Origin of the sequence: Curtobacterium sp. MCLR17_032, from assembly GCF_003234795.2 — a bacterium.
Classification (GTDB): domain Bacteria; phylum Actinomycetota; class Actinomycetes; order Actinomycetales; family Microbacteriaceae; genus Curtobacterium.
Map to the genome: position 1 here is coordinate 289,821 of NZ_CP126268.1, position 23,622 is coordinate 313,442.

Genomic DNA, 23,622 nt, shown 5'->3' on the forward strand with positions numbered 1-23,622 from the left:
GGGCAAGCGAACCATGGGTTGACACGAGTAAACCCACGCCGTCACACTGACTGCACGCTCCGTCGGACCCGGCGGTGTGCAACGACGCACAGGAGGACAGCACATGACGTTCACCCTCGGCATGGTCGGTGCCGGCCAGTTCTCGTCCCACTTCGCCGCACTGTTCCAGCTGCACCCGGGCATCTCGGCCGTGTACGCCACCGATGTCGTCGAGGGCCGTGCGCAGCGCCTGGTCGACGACCTCGGCCTCGCCGGCACGTACGCCGACCTGGACGCGATGCTCGCCGACCCCGCGATCGACGCCGTCGCCGTCTTCACCCAGCGGTGGACGCACGGGCCGATCGTCGCCCGGGCGCTGCAGGCCGGCAAGCACGTGTACTCCGCGGTGCCGATGGCCGTGACGCAGCAGGAGATCGCCGAGGTCATCGACCTGGTGTCCGCCACCGGGCTGACCTACATGATGGGTGAGACCAGCCAGTACAACCCGGCGACGGTCTTCGCACGCCAGAAGGCCGAGCAGGGTGCGTTCGGCCGGGTGTTCTACGCCGAGGGCGACTACCTGCACGACATGGACCTCGGGTTCTACGACGCGTACAAGTACAGCGGCGGCGACGACTGGAAGGCCACTGCCAGCTACCCGCCGATGTGGTACCCGACGCACGCGATCGGCGGCGTCCTGGGTGCCATGCCCCGGCACGCGACGAGCGTCAGCTGCATCGGTGTGCGCGACGACCGCGACGACGGGGTGTTCGACAAGCAGGTCAGCATGTTCGACAACGACTTCTCGAACATGACCGCCCTGTTCGAGCTCGACGGCGGCGGGTCCATGCGCATCAACGAGTTCCGCCGCGTCGGCTACCCGTCCCCGATCCGTGAGAGCCGCTTCCGCTGGTTCGGCACCGAGGGCAGCTTCGAACAGCTCGCGGAGACCTCGGTCTGGCAGGACAAGGACGGCGTGCAGGACGTCTCCGACCTGCTCGCCTCGGAGCCCGCGATCGGTCTGGACGACCCGTTGTTGGCGGACATCGCGCCGTCCCTCCGCGAAGCCTTCAGCTCCGGGCACGCGAAGGTGCACCAGGCGGAGGCCGAGCGCCTACCGTCCGAGTTCGACGTCGCCCCGGACGGACACGAGGGCAGCCACCGGTTCCTGGTCGACGACTTCGTCCGCGCGGTCGCCGGCGGCACGCTGCCCACCGTCAACGCCTGGGTCGCAGCGCGGTACACGCTCCCCGGCCTGATCGCGTTCCAGTCCGCCCTGCAGGACGGCGCACGGCTGCCGATCCCCGACTTCGGGGACGCCCCGGTGCCCGTCGGGTCGCCGCTGCCGGTCCGGAGCGCATCGTCCGGAGCGTGACCGGCCAGGCGGCGCGACCGCGTGCGCGCCGCCCTAGGCTGGCCTCCGTGCGGAGCAGCAGGGCATGACCGACCGGACGCCGGCGCCACGGAAGGCGACCCGACGGGACGTCGCCCGGCTCGCCGGAGTGAGCGACGCGGTCGTCAGCTACACCTTGAACGGCACGGCGCCGGTCGCCGCCGCGACGGCGGAACGGGTCCTGGCCGCCGTCGAACAGCTCGGCTACCGGCCGAACCAGGCCGCACGCGCCCTGCGCTCCGGCTCGGCCGACACGCTCGCCTTCCTGGTGCCGAGCAGCAGCGACCCCGTCTTCACCAACCCGTTCTTCGGTGAGTACGCGAGCACCCTGGAGGCTGCTGCTCGCGACCGCGGGTACGCCCTGTACACGACGGCCACGTCCTTCCACCCCGACGAGGTGCTCGCCCGGTTCCGCGAGTTCGCCGCGCGCCAGATCGACGGCGTGCTCGTGCTGGCAGGGGACAAGCCGCTCGACAGCACGGCCCTCGACCGTGTCGGCCTGCCGTGGATCGCCCTCAACGTCGCCACCCGGGAACGCGGGGTCGCCAGCCTCGGCACCGACCTCCGCGCGGGGGCGGTCGCAACGACGACGCACCTGCTCGAGCACGGCCACGGATCCGTCGGGTTCGTCGGTCAGGACGACCCGAGCGAGCCGCGGTACATAGGGTGGCTGCAGGCCTGCGCCGCTGCCGGGGTACCGGCCGGGCCGTTCGTCGCGGCCGAGGTCACCCGCCCGGGCGGTCGGGACGCCGGGCACCGGATCGTCGACGACCGGTCAGCGCACCCGGGTCGGGCGCCCCGGGCGTTCTTCGTCGCGTCCGACCGGACCGCGGTGGGTGTGCTGCGGGCCTTCCACGAGCGCGGCGTCCGGGTGCCGGAGGACATCGCGATCGCGTCCTTCGACGGTTCCTCGGAAGCGGAGTACGCCTGGCCGGGCCTGACCACCTTCCGGCAGCCGGTCGACGAGATGGCGCGGAGTGCGGTCACGCGGCTGCTGGCGACCGACCGTGACCACGCGCACGAACTGTTCCCCGGCGAGCTCGTCCTCCGACGCTCGTGCGGGTGTCCCGACGCAGGTCGCTGACGACGGGAGGCGGCCCACCGGACCGGTGACCGCCTCCCGTCATCCGCATGCGGACCGAGCCGTCAGTGCCGGTCGCGCCGACGCACGAGGCGGACGACGATGCCCGCGACGACGCCGCCGACGATCGGCGCCACGATGAACGCCCACAGCTGCCCGAGCGGCACCGCACCGCCGTAGACCGCGGTCGCGATCGACCGTGCCGGGTTCACCGAGGTGTTGCTGATCGGGATGCTGACCAGGTGGATCAGGGTGAGCGTCAGCCCGATGCCGATCGGGGCGAGCGCCTGGTACTCCTGCTTCGCCGTGACGGACAGGATGACGGCGACGAAGACACCGGTGAGCACGGCCTCGGCGAGCAGCACGGACCCGAGCCCGAAGCCGCCGGGGCTCGAGGCGCCGAAGCCGTTCGACGCGAAGCCGGAGTCGACCGCCGCGCTGAACGCGCCCTGCTTGCCGGACAGGACGGCGGCGATGACGCTCGTGGCCGCGAGCCCGCCCAGGACCTGGGACACCAGGTACCCGGGGACGTGGCGGCCGTCGGTGCGTCCGGCCGCGAGCAGGCCGAGGGTCACCGCGGGGTTGAAGTGGCCACCCGAGATGTGCCCGACGGCGGCGATGCCGGCCATCACGGCGAGGCCGAACGCCAGCGCGACACCGAGGAACCCGACACCGGTCTGGTTGTCCGTCGTGCTCGGGAACCCCGCGGTGAACAGCGCCGTACCGACACCGCCCAGGACGAGCAGGAAGGTGCCGAAGAACTCGGCCAGGTACCGGGCACCGGGGGACCAGGCGGCAGCGTCTTCTCGGCGCTGCTCGGAGGTCGACGTGCTGACGGGTTCACGATCGCGGGCCACGGGCGTTCCTCTCGCTGGTCTCTCGGTGCTGTGCGGTGTGGTGTTCTTCTGGGGGCGGTCAGCGGCGGTTGCGGGCGGCCTTCACGAGCTTCTTGCCGAGCTTCTTGCGTCCCTTGCGGGCGCGGGGGTCGTTCCAGATCCGGCGGGCGGTCTCGCGCTTCGACGACCCGCCGTTCTTGACGACCGGTCGGTTGGACCGGGAGCCCAGGAAGAAGCCGATGAGGGTGATCACACCGGTGACGATGAGGCGGTTGCGCATGGGGGTACTCCTTGTCGGTGGTGCTCCGAGCACGGCCGGTCGGCCGGTCCCGCGTCACCCGGTCGCTCGACCGCGGTGGGGGTCGGGGCGGCACCGTCGTGGTGCCGCCCCGCGTGCGCGGCTACTCGACCCGCGATTCCTTCTTGTCGTCGTCGTTGTCGTCGTCACCCGGGATGTGGACGTCCTGGATCGTGACGTTGACCTCGGCGACCTCCATGCCGACGATCTGCTCCAGTGCACGGGAGACCGACGAGCGGACGCCCTCGGCGACCTGCTGCAGCTTCACCGGGTACTCGGCGACGATGGTGATGTCGGCGGCGACCTGCTTCTCGCCGACCTCGACCTTGACGCCCTGACCCAGGTCGCGCTGGCCGATGGCGTCGCGGATCGCGCCGATGGCACGGGCTGCGCCGCCACCGAGCGAGTGCACGCCGTTGACCTCGCGGGCGGCGATGCCGGCGACCTTCGAGACGACGGTGTCGTCGATGACGGTCTTGCCCGTCGCGGCGTGGCTGCCGGTGTTCGCCCCGGACTTGCTGGTGGCGAGGGTGTTGGGGGTGGTCGTGGTGTCGGCCATTGCTGTCTCCTTCCGAGTGGCCCGCCGGGCGTTCCCAGCGGGTGCTGTTCACGGATGAGACGGGCTGGAGAGGACGATCGTCACGGCCGTGTCACGACTTCCAGCAGCGTTCCAGGAAGTGCGTCAACCGGCTGGCTCCTTGTCCCCCGGTGCCCGGATCGAGCCGTACGGACATTCGGGAAGCGGCTCCCGCTCTTCGCCGACCGACGCGACCGAGTGGGGTCAGAGCGCGCTGAGGTCGTGGCCGTCCAGGGCGTCGTTCCAGGTGGTGCGTCCCTTCTGCTCCTCGGCCACGTGGAGTCCGCCGTGCCCCTGCTGCAGCCCGCAGTGCCAGCGGTCGAAGCGGCTCGGGCAGCGCTCGTCGTCATGCGGTGCCGGGCCTCCGAGGGGCGGTTCGTGGTTCGTGGCGTCGGGTGCTTCGTCGGGCGCGTCGCGGGGTGTCTCGAGCCGGGGATCGGCGGTCGAACGGTCGTGCATCGTCTGCTTCCTGTCGTGCGGTCCTCCAGTAGGACGAGTCGAGCGGGCGTTCCGTCACGAACCCGGTGCACGCAGGCGCGTCGGGGGATGACGGTGCATGCTCGGATGCGGCCGTCGACCCGCAACGGACGCGGCCTTGAGGACCTCGGATGGTCCCGGAGACCGGAAGGTGAGGATGACCGACGACGACCCGCTCGGCCGCGCCGACGACTCGACGCTCGTCGTCCGTGCCGCCGACGGCGACGTGCCCGCGTTCGCGGTCCTCGCCCGCCGACACGGGCCGCTGATGCGCGTCTACGCCGAGCAGATGCTCGGGTCGAACGTCGAGTCCGACGACGTCGTGCAGGAGTCGTTCCTCACCGGGTGGCGTCGACTGTCCGACCTCGACACACCCGCCCACTTCCGGCCGTGGATGATGCAGATCGTCACCCGCAAGGCCATCGACCGCCTCCGCCGACGTCGGCACCACGACGACGTCGACGACCTGCAGCAGTCCGCCGACCCAGCACAGAGCCCGGAGCGTATCGTCGAGGCGCGGCTGCAGCTCGACGCGATGTGGGCTGCGCTGGACCGGCTCCCTGCCGACCAGCGTCGCTGCTGGCTGTTGCGGGAGACAGCCGGGTACAGCTACCAGGAGATCAGCGAAGCGCTCGAGCTGCCGGTCTCGACGGTCCGAGGGCTCCTCGCTCGGGCGCGGCAGTTCCTGCTCCGGGAGATGGAGGCGTGGCGATGAGCGACGACGACCAGACCCTGCCCGCTGACGCCATGCCCGCCGACGCCGACCTCGACGGCCACACCTTCGACGAGCTCGCCGACTACCTGGACCGCGGTCGGACCCCGCGTGACCCCGACATCGAGTCCTCGGCCGCCTGCCGTCTGGCGCTGTCCAACATGCAGCGCCTCCGCGAGCTGTCGATCGGCGCCATGCAGCGACGCGGCGACACGGACCCCGACCCCGACCGTGAGAACCGCTGGATCGACGGCCTGCTCGCCACCATCCGGGCCGAGATCACCTCCGGCCGCGACGTCCCCGTCAGCCACCCGGACCCCCGGCTGCGGCTCACCCTCACCGAGGCGGCCGTCCGCAACCTGGTCCGTCGCGCCGGCGACACCACCGGCGGCATCGTGATGGGACGCTGCACCCTGACCGGTGACGTCTCGACCCCGGGTTCGCCGGTCACGGTCGAACTGACCGCGGCGATCGCGTACGGGCAGGTCGCCGACCAGACGGCCGAGCGACTCCGCCGACGGGTCGCGGACGTGCTCGCCCGGCACACCGAACTCGTCATCGAGCAGATCGACGTCACCTTCGACGACGTCTACGTCCCCTAGGAGCACCCGTGTCCGACGACCGCGAGCTGTCCCGCCGCCTGACCGACCTCGCCCGTGCGACCGACGGCGTCAGCCACGTGTTCCCGGCGCAGTCGCTCGTGCAGGTCGCGGCCGACGCCGTCGCCGCCCAGCTGGAGATCCGCGACCCGGGCACGATGGTGGACGTGCACCGCGGCAGCGGTGCGGTGCGGATCACCGCCGAGGTCGCGGTCGACGGCGCCCGCCCGGCGACGGAGACCGTCCGCGAGGTCGGCGAACGCATCCGTTCCGTCGTGGACGCCGAGCCCGGCCCCCGACCGGACACCATCACGGTCGTCGTGCGGCTCGTCGAGGACACCGTCGGGATCACGGCGGACGACGTCGCGGCCGACCTGGTCTGACGACGGACCCACCGAGGGCACGGTCGCGGCCGGGACGCACGGCTCGCTAGGGTCGGGCGCATGAGCACCGACCACGTCGACGTCGACTGGGAGCACGCCCGCGACACGAACCGCGCCAACTGGGACGACCGCGTGCCGATCCACGAGGGTGCCTACGGGCTCGACGCCTACGCCGACCCGGCACACCGTTCCGACGTCGTCCGGCAGGACCTCCCGGTGCTCACCCCGTGGCTGCCGGGTGGTTCGCTCGCCGGACTCGACCTGTGCCACCTGCAGTGCCACATCGGTACCGACACCGTCTCGCTCGCCCGGGAGGGTGCCCGCGTCACCGGCGTCGACTTCTCCCATCCGGCGCTGGTGTCCGCCGCCGCCCTGGCCGAGCGAGCCGGCGTCGACGTCACCTGGGTGGAGACCGACGTCCTCGACGCCCGGGCCGCGGTCGCCGGGGACTTCGACGTCGTCTACACGAGCATCGGCACGATCTGTTGGCTGGCGGACCTCGACCGGTGGGCGGCGCAGGTCGCCGGACTGCTCCGACCCGGCGGCGTCTTCTTCATCCGCGACGGCCACCCGGCCCTGTTCGCGCTCGACGAGAACGCCGACGAGCTGGTCACCCGGCACCGGTACTTCCCGGACGGCACCGCCCAGCAGTGGGACGACGCCAGCACCTACGCGGGCGAGGGCACGGTCGCGCGGACCCGGACCTACGAGTGGCCGCACCCGCTGTCCGAGATCGTGAACGCCCTGCTCGGTGCCGGCCTGCGCCTCCGCCGACTCGACGAGGGCCGCACGCTGCCGTGGCGGTTCAGCCCGCGGATGGAGCAGGCGGCGGACGGCGACTGGGTCTGGCCCGCTGCGGACCGAGACCGCATCCCGACCACCTTCACCATCGTCGCCACCCGCGACTGAGCTGCCGGCAGGACCGCCCTCAGCAGGCCACCCGCGGGCGCGACCCGTCCCACGAAAGTTTTCCGATCCTCCCGTCCGGCTTGTCCAGGCCACCCGCCCGTCCGTAGCGTCGACGGCGGACGCACGATGCGAGGGAGCATGCGATGACGGATGACCGGTTGCGGGTCGCGATGGTGGGCCACGGCTTCATGGGAGCCGCCCACTCACAGGCCTGGCGGGTCGCGCCGCGGTTCTTCCCGCTCGACCGCGAACCCGAGATGACCGTCGTCGTCGGACGCGACCCCGAGCGCACCGAGGCCGCCCGCGCCCGCTTCGGGTGGCAGCGTGCCGAGACCGACTGGCGCCGCGTCGTCGAGGACCCGGACATCGACGTCGTCGACGTCTGCTCGCCCGGCTCCTCGCACGTCGAGGTCGCGATCGCGGCCCTGGAGGCCGGCAAACACGTCCTCTGCGAGAAGCCGCTCGCCAACACCGTCGCCGAGGCGGAGGCCATGGTCGCCGCCGCCGAGTCGGCCGCCGCGCGCGGGATCCGCTCGATGGTCGGCTTCAGCTACCGGCGCGTTCCGGCCCTGGCGTTCGCCCGCCAGCTCGTGCAGGCCGGCCGGATCGGCGAGGTCCGCCACGCCCGCGCGCTCTACCTGCAGGACTGGCTCACCGACGCCGACGGTCCGATGACGTGGCGGTTGGACGCCTCGCTCGCCGGGTCCGGCTCACTCGGTGACATCGGCGCGCACGCCGTGGACCTGGTCGAACACATCACCGGCGCCACGCTCGCCTCCGTCAGCGGCACGCTCGAGACGTTCGTGCACGAGCGCCCGCTGCTCGCCGACGGCGTCGGCCTGTCCGGCACCGCCTCGGACCAGCGCGGACAGGTCACCGTGGACGACGCCGCCTGGTTCACGGGTCGACTGACGGGAGGCGCGGCTCGGCCGGGCGGGACCGTCGCCACGTTCGAGGCCACCCGGTACGCGACCGGGCGGAAGAACGGTCTGACCATCGAGATCAGCGGGTCCACCGGGGCGATCGCCTTCGACCTCGAGGCGATGAACGAACTCCGCGTGTACGACACGACCGCGCCGGCGGGGGAGCAGGGGTTCCGCCGGGTCCTCGTCACCGAGCCGGAGCACCCGTACATGGCGAACTGGTGGCCGACCGGGCACCCGATCGGCTACGAGCACACGTTCGTGCACGAGGTCGTCGACTTCGTCACCGCGATCACCGGCGGGCAGCAGCCCGAGCCGTCCTTCGCCGTGGGGTTGCACGTGCAGGACGTCCTGGACGCCGTACAGCGGAGCGCGGCCGACGGCAGCGCCTGGACCCCGATCCCCACCCGATGACCTTCCCTTCCCCCGATCCGCAAGGAGCACCTCCCGTGCAACGCCAGGCACTCGTCGTCCGCGGCGGTTGGGACGGGCACATGCCCGTCGAGACCACCGAGCTGTTCATCCCCTTCCTCCGCGAGCACGGGTTCGACGTCCGCGTCGAGGAGGGCACCGCCGTCTACGCCGACCAGTCCGTGATGGACACGATCGACCTCGTCGTGCAGGTGAACACCATGTCGACCATCGCGAAGGAGGAGTTCGACGGCCTGCAGCGCGCCGTCCTCGCCGGCACCGGGATGGCCGGCTGGCACGGCGGCATCGCCGACTCGTACCGGGACAACGCCGACTACCTCCACATGATCGGCGGCCAGTTCGCCCACCACGCGGGCAAACACCCGGACGAGCGGGTGGGCGAGCAGTCCGACAACTACATCCCCTACACGGTGCACGTCACCGACCTCGGCCGCGAGCACCCGATCATGCAGGGCATCGACGACTTCGACCTGGTCAGCGAGCAGTACTGGGTGCTCAGCGACGAGTACGACGACGTCCTCGCCACCACCACCCAGGAGGCCCGTGCCTGGGACGCGTGGAACCGTCCCGTGACCTCGCCCGCGATCTGGACCCGGCAGTGGGGCCAGGGGCGCATCTTCGTCTCGGCGCCCGGGCACCGGATCGAGATCGTCGAGTCGCAGCCGGTCCGCACCATCATCGAGCGTGGCCTGCTGTGGGCAGCCCGATGAGCGCCGGGGTCGAAGGTGGTGCCGGACCTCGTGCCACCGCACCGCTGCGGGTCGGGATGGTCGGGGTCGGGAACATCAGCAAGCAGTACCTCGAGCAGTTCCCGTCGTTGCCGGACCTGCGGCTCACCGCGGTCGCCGACCTTGACACCGCCCGGGCAGCAGCCGTCGCCGACGAACAGGGTGTCCAGGCGCTCGGCGTCGACGAGCTGCTGGCGTCCCCGGACGTCGACGTCGTCCTCAACCTGACGATCCCCGCCGCCCACGCCGACGTCGCCACCCGGGCACTCGCCGCGGGCAAGCACGTCTACGGCGAGAAGCCGCTGGCCCTGACCACCGCCGAGGCCGAGCCGGTCCTCGCCGCCGCCCACGCCGCGGGTCTGCGGGTCGGCAGCGCCCCGGACACCGTGCTCGGCACCGGGATCCAGACCGCCCGCGCTGCGATCGACGCCGGCCGCATCGGCACCCCGGTCGCCGCCGCGGTGTCCTGGAGTGCTCCGGGCCACGAACTCTGGCACCCCGCACCGGGCTTCTACTACCAGCCGGGCGGCGGCCCGCTGCTCGACATGGGCCCGTACTACCTGACGAGCCTCGTCACGTTCTTCGGCTCCGTGGTGCGGGTCAGCGGCAGCACGACCCGGTCGACGCGGCAGCGGACCGTCGCCACCGGGCCGAACGCCGGGCAGGTCCTGCCGGTCGACGTGGACACGCACGTCGTCGCGGTCCTGGAACACGAGGACGGCGTCGTCTCCACGATCACGCTGTCGTTCGAGGTGTGGGCGACCGAGTCCCCGCTGTTCGAGGTGCACGGCACCGCCGGATCGCTGTCGGTCGCCGACCCGAACCGGTTCTCGGACCCGACCCGCATCGCCACCGCCGAGGACCGGACCTTCCAGGAGCTCCCCGTCCTCGCCGGTCACCGCGACGCCGGGCGCGGGGTGGGCCTGGCTGACATGGCGCGGGCGATCGCCTCGGGGCAGCCGCACCGGGCCTCGGGCGAGCTGGCGTTCCACGTGCTCGACGTCATGGAGTCGATCGCGACCGCGGGGCGGGAGCGAACCGTCGTCGAGGTGGCGAGTCGGGCCTCCCGGCCGGCGGCGGTCCCGCTGGGGTAGTCGGCGCGCGGTGGCGGCTCCGCGAGGCTCGCGTCCAGCGACACGGCTCGGCCCTGCAGGGGCGCGTCCTGTCGCTGCACGCGAAAACCGTCGGGCATTGACCCGTCGGGCGCTGACCCGTCGGGCGTTGACCCGTCGCGCCGGTCGCGCCTCGACCGCGGCGCGGGTCAGGAGAGCGACGTCGTCTCGGGCAGGAGCGTCCTCGCCGGCGCGCCGTGCTGCGGGCGGAGCACGGCGTCGACCTGCTCACGATCGAGGGCACCCTGCCAGCGGGCCACGACGAGTGCGGCGACGCAGTTGCCGAGCAGGTTCACACTCACGCGCATCGAGTCCATGATCCGGTCCGCGCCGAGCAGCAACGCGACGCCGGCGACCGGGAAGAGCCCGAGGCTCGTCGCGGTGGCCGACAGGGCCAGGAAGGACGACCCCGGCACGCCCGCCATGCCCTTCGAGGTCAGCAGGAGCACCCCGAGGGCCGCGACCTGCTGCTCGAGGGTGAGCGGCACCCCGAACGCCTGGGTCAGGAAGAGCAGCGCGATCGACAGGTAGATCGCCGCCCCGTCGAGGTTGAACGAGTAGCCGGTCGGGACCACGAGCCCGGCGACGCTGCGGGAGACGCCGACGTCGGTGAGGCGCGTGATCATCCGCGGCAGCACGGCCTCGGTCGACGCGGTCCCGAGCGCGAGCCCGAACTCGGCACGCGTGTGCCAGACGAACCGCCAGACGGGGACGCCGGACAGGAGCTGCCCGACCACGAGGAGCAGCACGATGAACACCGCCGCAGCGGCGTAGCAGGCAGCGATCAGCAGCCCGTACGAGCCGAGCGTCGCGACGCCGTACTGCCCGACCACGAACGCCATCGCACCGAAGGCGCCGAGCGGGGACAGCCGCATCACCCAGCCCAGGATCCGGTAGACGACCTCGAGACACAGGTCGAGTCCGCGCACCAACGGGCGCGTCCGCTCCGGTCCGATCGCCGCGATCGCGGCGCCGACGAACACCGCGAAGACGAGCACCTGCAGGATGTCGTTCGTCGCGAACGCGTTGACGACGCTGGACGGGATGAGGTCGAGGATGAACGTGCCGGCGTCCGGGATCTCCCCACCGGCGGTCTTCGCCGTGACCGCGGAGGCGTCCAACGACGACGGGTCGATCCGGAGGCCCGCGCCCGGCCGGACCAGGTTCCCGACCAGCAGCCCGAACACGAGCGCGCACGTCGAGGCGACGACGAAGTACGTCATCGCCTTGCCCGCGATGCGTCCCACGGACCGCAGGTCACCGACGTGGACGATGCCGGTGACCACGACGATGAAGACCAGCGGTGCGATCACCATCTCGATCAGCCGGATGAACCCCTGACCGACGACGTTCAACACCGGAGCCGCAGACGGCACGGTCACCCCGACGACGACGCCGAGGACCACCCCGATCGCGATCTGCACGAAGAGCGAGCGGTACCAGCGAGCGGGGGCACGTTCCGGTGTGGTGAGGTCCATGCCTCCACCCCAGCGTGGGCCCGTTTCGCCCGCGTTACGTCTGTGTTCCCACTCCGGGAACGGCGCCGTCGGCGGAACGGCGACGGCGGTTGAACGGCGCCTCGGTCCGGTCGGGAGGCCCCGGGTCAGTGGGCGAGCTGGGGCGGCCCGCTCGTCCGGTCGTCCTGGGCCCGATCGGCGGCGGGCCTGCTGAACAGGTTCACGACGTTGCCGTCGGGGTCGCGCACCAGTGCGGAGCGGTTGCCCCACGGCATCGTGGTCGGCTCGAGGACGACGTCCTGGCTCCCGAGCTGCAGGTCGGCGAAGTCACGGTCGACGTCGGCGACCTCGAACTCGATGAACACCGATCGGTTGGTCGCCGGCACCAGGGCGCCGCCCAGCATCGCGACGGTCGCGGTGCTGGCGATGGCGAGGTGCGCGCCCGGCCCGCTGAACTGGGCGAAGACCGGCGCGGGGCGCTCGGCCTGCTGTCCGGTGACCCGCTCGTAGAAGGCGACGAGGCCGTCGAGGTCGTCGGTGACGATGCGGATGGATGCGAACGACATGTGGTTCCTCCGGTGGTGCTGGTGCAGTGGGAGCATCAGCTTCACGGGGAGTCGCGACAGCGTCCTGTCGGTGTTTCCCGGAACGTACCCGATGACGGACCAGTCGTCCGTGACGGATCAGTCGTCCATGACGGACCGGAGCCGTCCGTACGGGATCGCGAGCTCCTCTGGGCGGAGGGAGCGCTTCGAGGGTCGTTCGTCGGTGACCTCGACGGAGCGCATCCGGTCTCCCCGGAACGCCCGCACTCCGTCACGCAGCCGACACCAGGCGACCAGGTACCACTGTCCGTCCTTCTCGATGGACCCCAGCGGCTCGACGTCCCGGACGGACTCCGCCCCGCTGGCGTCCTGGTAGCGCAACCGGACGACCCGGTCCGACCGGAGGGCCGCCGCGAACGCGGTCGGGACGACGACGGCGTCGTCGCTCTCGAGGAAGTGCACCCGGGACGCGAGCGCACTGGCCCGTGCAGCATCGCCGTCGGGCATGACCGCGAGCACCTTCCGGGCAGCCGTGCGGGCCGACTGCCGGAACGGGCTGTGCTGGAGCCCGCCCAGTCCGATCAGCACCGCGAGCGCCTCGTCCAGCGTGAACCCCGCTGGGCCGAGCGTTGCCGAAGCGTCGATGACGTACCCGCCGGTGCGGCCGGGTTCCGCCCAGATCGGCAGGCCCGACTGCTGCAACGCGGCGAGGTCCCGCTCGATGGTCCGGACCGACACCTCGAACCGTTCCGCGAGACGTCGAGCGCTCCGCGGACGCGGCGAGACCGCACGCAACTCCTCGACGAGGCCGTACAGGCGGTCGGTCCGGTTCACCGGTCCATCATCCGACAGGTCGTCCTCGCCGCCGGCCGCGGCGCGGTCCGCGCTCAGCGACACGGCTCGGGCCGGCGAGGGCGCGTTCTGTCGCTGGGCGCGAAATCGGCGGGCGGGCGGGCCGGCGGGCCGGCGGGCGGGCGGGCGGGCAGGCGGCCGCGGGGGCCGGACAGCCGGGAGGCCCGTGGCGCGCTCCATTTGTTGGCATCGCAGACAAATGGTTGCGCGAAGCGCTTCGACGCTGTTAGCGTCGCCGTCGCGAGCCGATCGAAGCGCTTCACAGGCGCCGAGGGTCGGCACGGAAGACACGACGGAGACGAGCACGAGGAGGTGCACACATGGTGACGATCCACGAGGTGGCGAAGGCCGCCGGCGTCTCGATCTCGACCGTCTCGTACGCCCTCTCCGGCAAGCGCAGCATCTCCGCCACGACCCGCGCGCGCATCGACCAGGCCGTCGCGGAGCTCGACTACCGGCCGAACGCCGGTGCACGCATGCTCGCCGGCGCCCGTACGAACATCCTCGCCCTGTCCGCCCCGATCCGGCAGGACGCACACCTGCCGACGCACATGCGCTTCGTCACCGCGGTGGTCGAGGCGGCACGGGCCCACGACGACGACGTCCTGCTCCTGGCCCGCGACGACGAGGTCACCGGCATCCGCCGCGTGGTGGACAGCTCGCTGGTCGACGGGGTGGTCGTGCTCGGGGTCTCGACGGACGACGAGCGCGCCGAGGTCGTGCGTCGCTCGGGTGCCGCGGCCGCGTTCGTCGGCGTGCCGGGTGACACCACGGGCCTGAGCTGCATCGACCTGGACTTCGCCGAGGCCGGTCGCGCCTCGGTCCGTGCACTCGCCGCCGCCGGGCACCGCAGCATCGGCGTGATCGGCCACCCCGCCACCTACGTCGAGCGGCACACCGGCTTCATCCGCCGTTTCGCCGACGCGTTCGAGGACGAGTGCCGGGCAGCCGGCATCGCCACCCTGGCGCTGTACCCGTCCCTCGACCGCGCCGACCAGCGTGCGGCGGCGGACGAGCTGCTCGCCGGGCTGCCGGACATGACCGCGCTCGTGTTCCACTGCAACGAGCCCGTCGTCGAGGCCGTCCTCGCGCACCTGGTGGCGCGGGGTGTCCGTGTCCCCGAGGACGTGTCGGTCGTGGCCGCCTGCGCGAGCTACGACACCGACCGGCTCGAGGTCCCCCTGTCCACCATCCCCCTCCCGCTCGAGGAGATGTGTCGCGGCGCCGTGGAGGACGCCGTCCGTCAGGTCGACGGTGCCCGCGAACCGGGCGTCACCCTCCTCCGACCGCGGTTCATCGACCGCGGGTCCATCCGACCGGTGCACTGACCGGCTTCGAACGGTCGATGGACACATCGGCCCGACGCTTTCGTCGCTGCATTGTCGAAGCGCTTCGATCATCCTGACCCACCCCCATCACCCCGACAAGCCATCACCCCCGACAAGCCATCACCCCCGACAAGCCATCCCCCCTACAAGGAAGTAGCGACATGAAGAAGTCACGCCTGCTCGGCGCACTCGCCGGGCTCGCCGCGACCGCCGTCGTCCTCACCGGCTGCTCGGCCGGCGGGAGCGCCGACGACCGCAGCAACGAGGACGGCAAGACCCTGAAGCTCTGGCACTTCGAGTCCGAGGACTCCGCCATGGGCAAGGCCTGGAAGGAGTCCATCAAGGTCTTCGAGAAGGAGACCGGCGCGAAGGTCGAGTTCCAGGAGAAGAGCTTCGAGCAGATCCGGAAGACGGCCAGCCAGTCGCTCAACTCCGACCAGGCCCCGGACCTCATCGAGTACAACAAGGGCAACGCGACCGCCGGCCTGCTCGCCAGCCAGGGCCTCCTCAGCCCGCTCGACGACGCCGTCAAGAAGTACGGATGGGACGACAAGCTCGCCAAGTCCCTGCAGACGACTGCCCGCTACGACGACAAGGGCGTGATGGGCTCCGGCTCCTGGTACGGCGTGCCCGACTACGGCGAGTACGTCGAGTTCTACTACAACAAGGAGCTGTTCCAGAAGTATGGCGTCGCGGTCCCGAAGACGCAGGCCGACCTCGAGCAGGCCATGGCCACGTTCGAGTCGAAGGGCGTCACCCCGCTCGCCGAGTCCGCCGCGGAGTACCCGCTCGGGCAGCTCTGGTACCAACTCGCCCTGTCGAAGGCGGACCGCGACTGGGTGGACGACTACCAGCTGTACAAGAACCCGGTCGACTTCTCCGACGAGGAGATCTCGTACGCCACGAAGACGATCAAGGACTGGACGGACAAGGGCTACATCTCGTCCGACGCCACCGGCATGAAGGCCGAGGACGCGGGCACTGCCTTCATCAGCGGCAAGTACCCGATGTTCTTCTCCGGCTCGTGGTGGTACGGCCGCTTCACCACCGAGATGAAGCAGGACTGGGGAACCTTCCTGTACCCGGGCGCCGAGATGTCGCCGGGGTCCTCGGGCAACCTCTGGGTCGTCCCGACCAAGGCGAAGAACAAGACCCTGGCCGAGAAGTTCATCGACATCACCCTCCGTCCCGACATGCAGGCGATCATCGGCAACAACGGTGGCGTGCCGGTCGCGGCGAAGGAATCCGACATCACGGACGCGAAGAGCAAGGAGCTCATCGCGAACTTCAACACCCTGACCGAGCGTGACGGTCTCGGGTACTACCCCGACTGGCCCACGTCGACGTTCTACGACCAGCTGAACGCCGGTCTGCAGAGCGTCCTCAACGGCAGCAGCTCGCCCAAGCAGGTCAACGAGGAACTCGGCCAGCAGTACGCCGACGGCGTCAAGGCCGTCACCGGCTGACCCCGGCTCACCGGCCCCGGTCGCCGACGCGGTCGACCCGGTCGACGCAGCAGACCCGGCCATCCCGGGCGCGCCCCGCTCAGCAATGACGCGAAGCGTCATGCGGGGCGCGCCGACCGAGCCTGCGAGGGAGGACGGTGCGCGTCCGACCCGCACCGCGCCTCCCGGCCCCCTCACCCGCTCCACCCCACTCCCCGGAAGGGAAGCCCGACGATGGCGTCCAGTCCTCCGATCGCGCCGCTCCGCGGCCGCGTCCCCCGCCCCCGCCGCCGCGACGACGGCGCGATCATGCCCGCCTCCGGCCGCGGCAGCTACTGGTTCTACCTGCTCCCCGGCTTCGTCCTGCTGGCCGCGATCATCCTCGTGCCGCTCGGCTGGAACGTGTACCTGTCGTTCACGAACTACCGCGGGATCCTGCCACCGCAGTTCACCGGGCTGGACAACTGGCGCCGGCTGATGGCGGACGGGCAGTTCTGGATCTCGTTCCGGAACAGCATCGTGATGATCCTGGCGATGGTGATCGTGCCGACCAGCCTGGGCCTCGTCCTGGCCGCCGCGCTGTTCGACGTGATCGGCAAGAAGTTCGGCGGCAAGCTCGCCAGCTTCCTCCGCGCCACGTACTACCTGCCGCAGATCCTGCCCGCGGTGATCGCCGCGATCGTGATCGGGTGGATCCTCCGCCCGGAGAACGGTGCGCTCAACGCGGTGCTCGGCGCGGTCGGGCTCGACGGTCTGCAGCACAACTGGCTCGGCAGCCCGGACACCGCCCTGCTCTCCGTCGCGGTCGTGCTCGTCTGGGTGCAGATCGGCTACCCGGTCGTGGTGTTCATGGCGGCCCTGCAGCGCGTCGACCCGGAGCTGTACGAAGCGGCCGAGCTCGACGGCGCGAACTGGTTCCAGCGCTTCCGTTCCATCACGGTGCACATCATCCGACCCGAGATCTTCGTCGTCGTGCTCACGTGCACGATCGCCGCGCTCAAGGTGTTCGGCCCCGTGTACGCCCTCACCGGCGGCGGCCCCGGCAACGCGACCATCGTGCCGAGCTACTACTCGTACAGCCAGTTCTTCCAGGCGCAGCAGGTCGGGTACGGCGCGACCATCGCCACCGCGCTGACCGTCGTGATCGTCATCGTCGCCATCGGCTTCATCGCCGCCCAGACCCGGGCCGAACGCAAGGAGGAGGCACGATGACCGTGTCCGCACCCGACACCAGGGCGACCGTCACGGCGGACGCGGGGCGGGCCTCCCGTCCGACGGCGAAGCCGCGCAAGCGCCCCGGCGAGGGAGGGCGCAAGCGGCCGTCCGACTGGGTCGTGCTCGCCGGCGGGATCGTCATCGCGGTGCTCATCGCCGCGCCGTTCCTGCTCATCCTGCTCAACTCGTTCAAGACGCCCGCGGACTACGCGGCCGGCGGCCCGCTCGCCTGGCCGACGCAGCTGTCGTTCGACGGCATCACCACGTTCTGGAACCGGGTCGACTTCCCGCTGAAGCTCTGGAACAGCGTGTTCATCAGCGGGATGGTGGCGCTGCTCGCGGTGCTCATCTCGATCCTCAACGCCTTCGCGATCGGCATCGGCCGGGTCCGCTACCGCACCTGGATCGTGGTGCTGTTCATGCTCGCGAACATGCTGCCGCAGGAGGTCCTGCTCTACCCGCTCTACATGATGTTCAAGGGCATCGGGCTGTACGACAACGTGTGGAGCGTGATCATCGTCTTCACGGTGATCCAGTCCGCGTTCGGCACCTACTTGCTGTCGAGCGTCTACGGCACCTTCCCGAAGGAGATCCTGGAGGCCGCCGCCCTCGACGGCGCCGGACGCTGGCGCGTGCTCTGGCGGGTCATCGTCCCGATCAGCCGGCCGACCCTGTCGGTCCTGCTCATCTTCTTCTTCATCTGGACGTGGAACGAGTTCCTCATCCCGCTGACCTTCCTGGTCAGCAACGACAACCAGACGGTCCCCGTCGCGATCTCCCTGCTGCAGGGCGACCGGCTGATGGACGTCACCACCACGAGCGCGTCGGCCCTGCTCGGCCTCATCCCGACGCTCGTGTTCTTCCTCATCTTCCAGCGCACCCTCGCGCGCGGCATCACGGCAGGAGCGGTCAAGTAATGAAGTTCACCGACGGGTTCTGGCAACTCAGGCCCGGAGTCCACCCCGTGTACGCCGCGGAGGCGTACGCCATCGACGCGCGGACCTCGCCGGAGGGTGACCGTCTGGTCGTCACCGCTCCGACGAAGGTCATCGCGTCGCGGGGTGACACCCTCAACCGTCCGACGCTCACCGTCTCGCTGTCGAGCCCGATGGAGGGCGTGGTGACGGTCCGCGTCGAGCACTTCCGGGCACCCCGTCCGGAGCTGTCGTTCGACCTGGTCGGGAAGGAGGCGGGGCACGGGTCCGCCACGGTCGCGGACGGTGTCGGGACCCTCACCTCCGGCGACCTGTCGGCCGTCGTCACGCCCGGGGCGCCGTGGGACCTGCGGTTCGTGACGACCGACGTGGGCGGCACCGAGCGCGTGCTCACCGGCTCCGGCCACAAGTCGCTCGGGTACGTCACCCTCGACCCCGGCGCCGAGGTGTCCCGAGGCGTCGTCGGCAACGCCCGCGTCCAGGGCGCGGATGCTCCGACGTCCGACCGGTTCGTGCACGCGCAGCTCGACCTGGGCGTCGGGGAGCTCGTCTACGGGCTCGGCGAACGGTTCGGGCCGCTCGTGAAGAACGGGCAGACCGTCGACATCTGGAACGCCGACGGTGGCACGTCGAGCGAGCAGGCGTACAAGAACGTGCCGTTCTACCTGACGAACCGCGGCTACGGCGTGCTCGTCGACCACCCCGGACACGTCTCGTTCGAGGTCGGGTCCGAGACCGTCGAGCGGGTGCAGTTCTCGGTGCCGGGGGAGTCCCTGGTGTTCCACGTGATCGGCGGCGGCAGCCCGGCGGCGGTCCTCGAGCGGTACACCGCCCTGACCGGCCGTCCGGCGCAGGTGCCGGCGTGGTCGTACGGCCTGTGGTTGTCGACCTCGTTCACCACGGACTACGACGAAGCCACCGTGACGTCGTTCGTCGACGAGATGGCCGCCCGCCAGCTGCCGGTCTCGGTCTTCCACTTCGACTGCTTCTGGATGCGCGAGTTCACCTGGTGCGACTTCGAGTGGGACCCCCGGGTGTTCCCGGACCCCGCCGGCATGCTCGGACGGCTGCACGACAAGGACCTGCGGGTCTGCGTCTGGATCAACCCGTACATCGGGCAGGCGTCGAAGCTGTTCGACGAGGCGGCGGAGGCCGGGTACCTGGTCCGGAACCCCGACGGCACCGTCTGGCAGTGGGACCTCTGGCAGGCCGGCATGGGGCTCGTGGACTTCACCAACCCGGATGCGACCGCCTGGTACCAGTCGAAGCTCCGCGCGCTCGTCGACCAGGGCGTGGACTGCTTCAAGACCGACTTCGGTGAGCGGATCCCCCTCGACGTCGTCTACGCCGACGGCAGCGACCCCGAGCGGATGCACAACTGGTACACCCAGCTGTACAACCAGGCCGTGTTCGAGGTGCTGCAGGGGACCAAGGGCCCGGGCGACGCCGTCGTCTTCGCGCGCTCGGCGACCGCCGGCGGTCAGCAGATGCCGGTGCACTGGGGCGGGGACAACACCTCGTCGTTCCCGTCGATGGCGGAGACCCTGCGCGGCGGCCTGTCTCTCGCACTGTCCGGCTTCGGCTTCTGGTCGCACGACATCGGCGGCTTCGAGGGCACCCCGGACCCCGCGGTGTTCAAGCGCTGGGTGCAGTTCGGTCTGCTGTCGTCGCACAGCCGGTTCCACGGCAGCAGCTCCTACCGGGTCCCGTGGGCGTTCGACGAAGAAGCGGTCGACATCACCCGGGCGTTCACCGAACTGAAGCTCCGACTCATGCCGTACCTGTACGCGGCCGGGCTCGAGGCATCGGCGCGGGGCCTGCCGGTGATGCGCCCGATGCCGCTGGCGTTCCCCGACGACCCGACCGCCGCGTACTGCGACCGGCAGTACCTGCTCGGACCGGACCTGCTCGTCGCGCCGGTGTTCAGCGAGTCCGGCGACGTCGAGTACTGGCTGCCGGCGGGCTCGTGGACGAACTGGTTCACCGGCGAGGTCGTCACCGGCGGGGTCTGGCGGCGCGAGCGGCACGGGTTCGACACCCTGCCGCTGTGGGTCCGCGAGGGTGCGGTCCTGCCGTTGTCCACCCGCACCGACCGGCCGGACCACGACTACCACGAGGCGCTCGAGTTCCGGGCGTTCCCGGGTGCGGGGGGAGCGGGCTCGCGGGAGGTCGTCGTGACGTCCCCGGACGGCCGCGCGGTCACGTACCCGGTGTCGTTCGCGGCGGACGGCACGGTCACCCCCGCCTGAACCCCGTTCGCCCGTTCGCGCTGAGCGACAGTCCTCGCGGCCTGGACCACGAGCGCTGTCGCTCAGCGCGAACCTCGCGGACGGGCCGCGCCACCCGCCAGCGCGGGCCGCACTACGCTGGCGGGACGGACGATCGGAGCGGACATGTCGGAGGCGAGCACTGCCTCCCGTCCGGTGCGCACCACGGACGTCGTCCGCCGCCGCAACCTGGCCCGGGTCCTGCGCCTCGTCCACGAGCGCGGGCCGATGCCCCGCTCGGCGCTCACCCGTGAGACCGGCCTGAACCGCTCGACGGTCGCCGCTCTGGTGGGGGAGCTCGTCGACCTCGGCCTCGTCGTCGAGGGGGACGCCCCACCCGCGACCGGCGTCGGCCGTCCGAGCGCCACCGTGTCCGCGTCCGCCCAGGTCGTCGCACTCGGCATCGTGCCCGAGATCGACGCCGTGACCCTGGCGGTCATCGGCCTCGACGGCACCGAACACGAACGCCGGACCGTCCGCACCACCTCGGTCTCGACGCCCGGCGAGGCCCTCGCCATCGCCACCGACCTCGTCGCCGCGGCCACCGATCAGCAGCGGGACGCGGGCCGTCGGGTCGTCGGCATCGCGGTGTCCGTCCCCGGGATCGTCCGCGTCGGCGACGGCGTCGTCCGGTACGCCCCGCACCTGGCCTGGCGCGACGAGGCCTTCGCCGCACCGCTCGCCGACCGCACCGGCCTGCCGGTCCGCGCCGCGAACGACGCGAACCTCGGCGTCACGGCCGAGTTCCTCTACGGCGCCGGCCGCGGCGCCACCGACGTCGTCTACGTCAACGGCGGCGCGAGCGGCATCGGTGGCGGCATCATCACGGGCGGGCGGCCCCTCGCCGGAGCTGCCGGGTACGCGGGGGAGCTCGGCCACACCTTCGTCGCCGCGAACGGCATCCGCTGCCACTGCGGTGCCGTCGGGTGCCTGGAGACCGAAGCCTCACAGGCCGCACTGCTCGACGCGGCGGGGCTCGGGATCGACGAGGCCGACCGGCTCGGCGACGTCCTGGCCGACGGGCCCGCACCGGCCCTCGCCGCGGTCGTCGACCGGCAGGTCACCGCGCTCGCCGTCGCCATCCGCAACGTCGTGCACACCGTGAACCCGGACGTCGTCGTCCTGGGCGGGTTCCTCGGCACGCTCCTCCGGCACGTCGGGACCCGGCTCGAGGACGCGGTCCGCGCGCAGACGATGACGGCGATGGGCGAGGACCTGCGGATCGTGCCGGCGGAACTCGTCGGCAGCGTGCTGTTCCGCGGTGCGGCCGAGCTGGCGTTCGCATCGGTGCTGGCCGACCCCACGGCGGGCTGAGCGGCGCCGCCGACCTTCGATCGGTGGCATGAGTCCTCACTGGTCGGTGTGCGTCCCCTGCGCTCGCCGCTGCCGACGTCGAACTGCCCAACCGAGGTTGCCGCCCCCGAGCGCCAGGCCGGCGGCACTCGCGACCATGCTCAGCACAGGATGTCCGTCCTCCCGGAGTCCGACTGACAGCGCAGTGCCGGCGAGGAGCGTGCACAGCGCGAGGAACGCTGCGAACCCGATGCTCGAGACGACTCCGACCACGGCGGTGACCACACGGTTGAGCCCGATCACGCGCAGAACGGTGCCGGCTTGCCGGAAGCGTGGACCCGCAGGACTCTCTTCCCGCACTTGACACCACCGTTGTTGCTGATGGCAGTGAATGCAAGCAGGACGACGACGTTCGCGATGACACACACCGCCGGACCGAGCGCGCACAGCCCTTCGGCCGCGATGACTCCGCCTCCGCCGATGATGACCTGCTGATCGAACGAGTTGAAGTCGACGAAGACGCCGTTCTTGTCCTTTCCTGCTCCGAGTCGTCGGTCCCGACCGGGCACGGTCAGATGGAGGTCCAGGTGCCCCGCGGAGATCGTCGTGCTCGGGCCCGATTCCATCGTTCCTCCTGGGTGAGTGGTTGCGCGTCGCAATGACTCGACCGTAGGAGACTCTCGGTCGTCTTGCAATGAGGAACATGAAATTGGAATACCGACAGGCTGTCGGCTGCTGAAGGCGAGCCTGCAGGCCGGCGGGCGGCCGAGAGGGATCGCGGACGCCCGCCGCCGTTCGGGTCAGGGGCGGGCGTCCACGGCCTGCGCGTGCCTCCGGGAGTGGCAGGCGCGTGTCGTCGCTCCACGAGGTCAGGGTCCCTCGGGCGCCTTGCGGCAGGGCGACTGGGGTGACGCTACGCCGTCCGTCCGGACTGTGTACAGCCTGCGCCGAACGGATCACGCCGTCGACCGGTGGTCCCGCCGACAGCTCGTCGGTCGGAACTCGTCAGCGGCCGCTCCACCACGCGTGGGCCTGGTCGCGGTTCCGCCAGTCCGTCCGCAGCCGTCGCGCCCACCGCCGCGGCGGCGACCCCCGCCGGCCGTTCACCCGGAACGTGTGGAACGCACGCCGGGCACGTCGGACGGCGGATGGGAGGCTCGCGAACGGTCGCGCGGACACCCGCACCGTGAGCGCGGGGTCGGCGATCACCCGCCACTCCGGGTCGAACTGCATGCTCAGGTCGATGTCGTCGTGCACCTCGGGGTCATCGCGGTGCACCCGGTCGCGGACCGCGAGCCACGTCGACCGGCGGAGGGCCATCGCGGACCCGAACAGCGGCGGGCGGGAGAGCGCGCCGCGCATGAGCACGAAGTACGGCCGCATGTAGAGGACCGGCCAGACGACCCGCACGAGTGCGCCGGCGTCGGACGGACGGCCGGGCCCGGTGACCGCGACGACGTCCGGGTCCTCGAGCAGGTCGAGGGCGGTGGCGATCCAGTGCGGTGGCGGGACGGAGTCCGCGTCGAGTCGGACGATGACGTCACCCTCGGCGGTGTCGTAGCCCCGGGACGAGGCCCGGGCGATCCCGCGGACCGGTTCGGTGCAGACGACGGCGCCGGCTGCCCGGGCCACGGCCGCGCTGTCGTCGGAGCTGCCGTTGTCGACGACGACCACCTCGTCGGCGGGCCGGGTCTGCGCCTCCAGGGCGGTCAAGCAGCGGCGGAGGTGCGCGGCGTCGTCCAACACGGGGACCACGACGGACACGGACGGCATGGCTCGAGCCAACCGGAGCGCCGCTGTGAGGGGTGTCCGTTTCGCTCCTGCTCTGGCGTTCCGGGGAGGGTGC

Annotated in this window: 25 protein-coding genes; 15 read left to right on the forward strand and 10 right to left on the reverse strand. The window is 71.3% G+C overall.

Annotated elements, in window-relative coordinates:
* Window positions 1-103: 103 nt before the first annotated feature.
* Both DEI97_RS01415 and DEI97_RS01420 read left to right on the forward strand, forming a co-directional pair.
* Window positions 104-1,354, forward strand: coding sequence for a Gfo/Idh/MocA family protein (locus DEI97_RS01415; RefSeq protein ID WP_111075126.1), 1,251 nt, complete (start codon window positions 104-106; stop codon window positions 1,352-1,354).
* 64 nt (window positions 1,355-1,418) lie between these two features.
* Complete coding sequence (locus tag DEI97_RS01420; protein ID WP_111075125.1) at window positions 1,419-2,456, forward strand: LacI family DNA-binding transcriptional regulator; 1,038 nt, start codon at window positions 1,419-1,421, stop codon at window positions 2,454-2,456.
* A gap of 62 nt (window positions 2,457-2,518) precedes the next feature.
* Here the strand turns inward: DEI97_RS01420 and aqpZ are convergent, their stop codons facing one another.
* The 4 genes from aqpZ to DEI97_RS01440 form a co-directional block, all read right to left on the reverse strand.
* Window positions 2,519-3,310 (reverse strand): aquaporin Z, encoded by a 792-nt coding sequence (gene aqpZ / locus DEI97_RS01425; RefSeq protein ID WP_111075124.1) that lies wholly within the window; start codon window positions 3,308-3,310, stop codon window positions 2,519-2,521.
* A 58-nt stretch (window positions 3,311-3,368) separates the two neighbouring features.
* Entirely contained in the window at window positions 3,369-3,569 is a 201-nt protein-coding gene (locus DEI97_RS01430) for a hypothetical protein (protein ID WP_111075123.1), read from the reverse strand.
* A 121-nt stretch (window positions 3,570-3,690) separates the two neighbouring features.
* Complete coding sequence (locus DEI97_RS01435; protein WP_111075122.1) at window positions 3,691-4,146, reverse strand: Asp23/Gls24 family envelope stress response protein; 456 nt, start codon at window positions 4,144-4,146, stop codon at window positions 3,691-3,693.
* A gap of 222 nt (window positions 4,147-4,368) precedes the next feature.
* Entirely contained in the window at window positions 4,369-4,623 is a 255-nt protein-coding gene (locus DEI97_RS01440; protein ID WP_111075121.1) for a hypothetical protein, read from the reverse strand.
* 175 nt (window positions 4,624-4,798) lie between these two features.
* On the opposite strand from DEI97_RS01440, the gene DEI97_RS01445 reads away from it, so the two are divergent.
* The 7 genes from DEI97_RS01445 to DEI97_RS01475 all read left to right on the forward strand — a co-directional run bounded on the left by DEI97_RS01445 (window position 4,799) and on the right by DEI97_RS01475 (window position 10,421).
* Window positions 4,799-5,356, forward strand: coding sequence for an RNA polymerase sigma factor (locus DEI97_RS01445; RefSeq protein WP_111075120.1), 558 nt, complete (start codon window positions 4,799-4,801; stop codon window positions 5,354-5,356).
* Entirely contained in the window at window positions 5,353-5,955 is a 603-nt protein-coding gene (locus tag DEI97_RS01450) for an Asp23/Gls24 family envelope stress response protein (RefSeq protein WP_146248154.1), read from the forward strand. Before DEI97_RS01445 ends, DEI97_RS01450 begins: the two co-directional genes overlap by 4 nt.
* Window positions 5,956-5,963: 8 nt before the next feature.
* The gene (locus DEI97_RS01455) at window positions 5,964-6,335 is read left to right on the forward strand and encodes a hypothetical protein (RefSeq protein WP_111075118.1); all 372 of its coding nucleotides are present in this window, start codon (window positions 5,964-5,966) and stop codon (window positions 6,333-6,335) included.
* 60 nt (window positions 6,336-6,395) lie between these two features.
* Window positions 6,396-7,244 (forward strand): class I SAM-dependent methyltransferase, encoded by an 849-nt coding sequence (locus tag DEI97_RS01460; protein WP_111075117.1) that lies wholly within the window; start codon window positions 6,396-6,398, stop codon window positions 7,242-7,244.
* A gap of 143 nt (window positions 7,245-7,387) precedes the next feature.
* Entirely contained in the window at window positions 7,388-8,581 is a 1,194-nt protein-coding gene (locus DEI97_RS01465; protein WP_111075116.1) for a Gfo/Idh/MocA family protein, read from the forward strand.
* Complete coding sequence (locus tag DEI97_RS01470) at window positions 8,578-9,309, forward strand: ThuA domain-containing protein (RefSeq protein WP_111075115.1); 732 nt, start codon at window positions 8,578-8,580, stop codon at window positions 9,307-9,309. Before DEI97_RS01465 ends, DEI97_RS01470 begins: the two co-directional genes overlap by 4 nt.
* A complete protein-coding gene (locus DEI97_RS01475) occupies window positions 9,306-10,421 on the forward strand; it encodes a Gfo/Idh/MocA family protein (protein ID WP_111075273.1) in 1,116 nt (371 codons plus the stop codon). The genes DEI97_RS01470 and DEI97_RS01475 overlap by 4 nt, the downstream gene beginning before the upstream one ends.
* 167 nt (window positions 10,422-10,588) lie before the next feature.
* On the opposite strand, the gene DEI97_RS01480 is transcribed toward DEI97_RS01475, so the two are convergent.
* The 3 genes from DEI97_RS01480 to DEI97_RS01490 all read right to left on the reverse strand — a co-directional run bounded on the left by DEI97_RS01480 (window position 10,589) and on the right by DEI97_RS01490 (window position 13,275).
* Window positions 10,589-11,917 carry a cation:dicarboxylate symporter family transporter gene (locus tag DEI97_RS01480; protein WP_111075114.1) on the reverse strand — a complete coding sequence of 443 codons (1,329 nt, stop codon included), beginning with the start codon at window positions 11,915-11,917 and terminating at the stop codon, window positions 10,589-10,591.
* Window positions 11,918-12,042: 125 nt separating this feature from the next.
* On the reverse strand, window positions 12,043-12,462 hold the full coding sequence (locus DEI97_RS01485) for a VOC family protein (RefSeq protein ID WP_111075272.1): 420 nt from the start codon (window positions 12,460-12,462) through the stop codon (window positions 12,043-12,045).
* A 117-nt stretch (window positions 12,463-12,579) separates the two neighbouring features.
* Window positions 12,580-13,275, reverse strand: coding sequence for a helix-turn-helix transcriptional regulator (locus DEI97_RS01490; RefSeq protein WP_111075271.1), 696 nt, complete (start codon window positions 13,273-13,275; stop codon window positions 12,580-12,582).
* Window positions 13,276-13,613: 338 nt separating this feature from the next.
* On the opposite strand from DEI97_RS01490, the gene DEI97_RS01495 reads away from it, so the two are divergent.
* From DEI97_RS01495 to DEI97_RS01520, 6 genes are all read left to right on the forward strand, one after another.
* Window positions 13,614-14,621 carry a LacI family DNA-binding transcriptional regulator gene (locus tag DEI97_RS01495; RefSeq protein ID WP_111076341.1) on the forward strand — a complete coding sequence of 336 codons (1,008 nt, stop codon included), beginning with the start codon at window positions 13,614-13,616 and terminating at the stop codon, window positions 14,619-14,621.
* Window positions 14,622-14,782: 161 nt separating this feature from the next.
* Complete coding sequence (locus DEI97_RS01500; protein WP_111076342.1) at window positions 14,783-16,087, forward strand: ABC transporter substrate-binding protein; 1,305 nt, start codon at window positions 14,783-14,785, stop codon at window positions 16,085-16,087.
* 288 nt (window positions 16,088-16,375) lie between these two features.
* Entirely contained in the window at window positions 16,376-17,278 is a 903-nt protein-coding gene (locus DEI97_RS01505) for a carbohydrate ABC transporter permease (RefSeq protein WP_181439372.1), read from the forward strand.
* Window positions 17,275-18,198, forward strand: a complete 924-nt coding sequence (locus tag DEI97_RS01510; RefSeq protein WP_111076344.1) for a carbohydrate ABC transporter permease — start codon at window positions 17,275-17,277, stop codon at window positions 18,196-18,198. Before DEI97_RS01505 ends, DEI97_RS01510 begins: the two co-directional genes overlap by 4 nt.
* Window positions 18,198-20,465: an alpha-xylosidase gene (gene yicI / locus DEI97_RS01515; protein ID WP_111076345.1), complete on the forward strand. Its 2,268-nt coding sequence runs from the start codon at window positions 18,198-18,200 to the stop codon at window positions 20,463-20,465. The genes DEI97_RS01510 and yicI overlap by 1 nt, the downstream gene beginning before the upstream one ends.
* Before the next feature lie 144 nt (window positions 20,466-20,609).
* Window positions 20,610-21,797, forward strand: coding sequence for an ROK family transcriptional regulator (locus DEI97_RS01520; RefSeq protein WP_111076346.1), 1,188 nt, complete (start codon window positions 20,610-20,612; stop codon window positions 21,795-21,797).
* A 36-nt stretch (window positions 21,798-21,833) separates the two neighbouring features.
* Here DEI97_RS01520 and DEI97_RS01525 read toward each other — a convergent pair whose 3' ends face one another.
* The 3 genes from DEI97_RS01525 to DEI97_RS01535 all read right to left on the reverse strand — a co-directional run bounded on the left by DEI97_RS01525 (window position 21,834) and on the right by DEI97_RS01535 (window position 23,549).
* Window positions 21,834-22,079: a hypothetical protein gene (locus DEI97_RS01525; RefSeq protein WP_111076347.1), complete on the reverse strand. Its 246-nt coding sequence runs from the start codon at window positions 22,077-22,079 to the stop codon at window positions 21,834-21,836.
* A complete protein-coding gene (locus DEI97_RS01530) occupies window positions 22,076-22,402 on the reverse strand; it encodes a hypothetical protein (protein WP_111076348.1) in 327 nt (108 codons plus the stop codon). Before DEI97_RS01530 ends, DEI97_RS01525 begins: the two co-directional genes overlap by 4 nt.
* 379 nt (window positions 22,403-22,781) lie before the next feature.
* Window positions 22,782-23,549 carry a glycosyltransferase family 2 protein gene (locus tag DEI97_RS01535; protein ID WP_258376803.1) on the reverse strand — a complete coding sequence of 256 codons (768 nt, stop codon included), beginning with the start codon at window positions 23,547-23,549 and terminating at the stop codon, window positions 22,782-22,784.
* Between the last annotated feature and the right edge of the window lie 73 nt (window positions 23,550-23,622).

Bases quoted from the DNA above. Each gene is read 5' to 3' on its own strand.
- DEI97_RS01415 (WP_111075126.1), top strand. From the start codon at position 104: ATGACGTTCACCCTCGGCATGGTCGGTGCCGGCCAGTTCTCGTCCCAC.
- DEI97_RS01420 (WP_111075125.1), top strand. From the start codon at position 1,419: ATGACCGACCGGACGCCGGCGCCACGGAAGGCGACCCGACGGGACGTC.
- DEI97_RS01430 (WP_111075123.1), bottom strand. From the start codon at position 3,569: ATGCGCAACCGCCTCATCGTCACCGGTGTGATCACCCTCATCGGCTTC.
- DEI97_RS01435 (WP_111075122.1), bottom strand. From the start codon at position 4,146: ATGGCCGACACCACGACCACCCCCAACACCCTCGCCACCAGCAAGTCC.
- DEI97_RS01440 (WP_111075121.1), bottom strand. From the start codon at position 4,623: ATGCACGACCGTTCGACCGCCGATCCCCGGCTCGAGACACCCCGCGAC.
- DEI97_RS01445 (WP_111075120.1), top strand. From the start codon at position 4,799: ATGACCGACGACGACCCGCTCGGCCGCGCCGACGACTCGACGCTCGTC.
- DEI97_RS01450 (WP_146248154.1), top strand. From the start codon at position 5,353: ATGAGCGACGACGACCAGACCCTGCCCGCTGACGCCATGCCCGCCGAC.
- DEI97_RS01460 (WP_111075117.1), top strand. From the start codon at position 6,396: ATGAGCACCGACCACGTCGACGTCGACTGGGAGCACGCCCGCGACACG.
- DEI97_RS01465 (WP_111075116.1), top strand. From the start codon at position 7,388: ATGACGGATGACCGGTTGCGGGTCGCGATGGTGGGCCACGGCTTCATG.
- DEI97_RS01470 (WP_111075115.1), top strand. From the start codon at position 8,578: ATGACCTTCCCTTCCCCCGATCCGCAAGGAGCACCTCCCGTGCAACGC.
- DEI97_RS01475 (WP_111075273.1), top strand. From the start codon at position 9,306: ATGAGCGCCGGGGTCGAAGGTGGTGCCGGACCTCGTGCCACCGCACCG.
- DEI97_RS01480 (WP_111075114.1), bottom strand. From the start codon at position 11,917: ATGGACCTCACCACACCGGAACGTGCCCCCGCTCGCTGGTACCGCTCG.
- DEI97_RS01485 (WP_111075272.1), bottom strand. From the start codon at position 12,462: ATGTCGTTCGCATCCATCCGCATCGTCACCGACGACCTCGACGGCCTC.
- DEI97_RS01495 (WP_111076341.1), top strand. From the start codon at position 13,614: ATGGTGACGATCCACGAGGTGGCGAAGGCCGCCGGCGTCTCGATCTCG.
- DEI97_RS01500 (WP_111076342.1), top strand. From the start codon at position 14,783: ATGAAGAAGTCACGCCTGCTCGGCGCACTCGCCGGGCTCGCCGCGACC.
- DEI97_RS01505 (WP_181439372.1), top strand. From the start codon at position 16,376: ATGCCCGCCTCCGGCCGCGGCAGCTACTGGTTCTACCTGCTCCCCGGC.
- DEI97_RS01510 (WP_111076344.1), top strand. From the start codon at position 17,275: ATGACCGTGTCCGCACCCGACACCAGGGCGACCGTCACGGCGGACGCG.
- yicI (WP_111076345.1), top strand. From the start codon at position 18,198: ATGAAGTTCACCGACGGGTTCTGGCAACTCAGGCCCGGAGTCCACCCC.
- DEI97_RS01520 (WP_111076346.1), top strand. From the start codon at position 20,610: ATGTCGGAGGCGAGCACTGCCTCCCGTCCGGTGCGCACCACGGACGTC.
- DEI97_RS01530 (WP_111076348.1), bottom strand. From the start codon at position 22,402: ATGGAATCGGGCCCGAGCACGACGATCTCCGCGGGGCACCTGGACCTC.
- DEI97_RS01535 (WP_258376803.1), bottom strand. From the start codon at position 23,549: ATGCCGTCCGTGTCCGTCGTGGTCCCCGTGTTGGACGACGCCGCGCAC.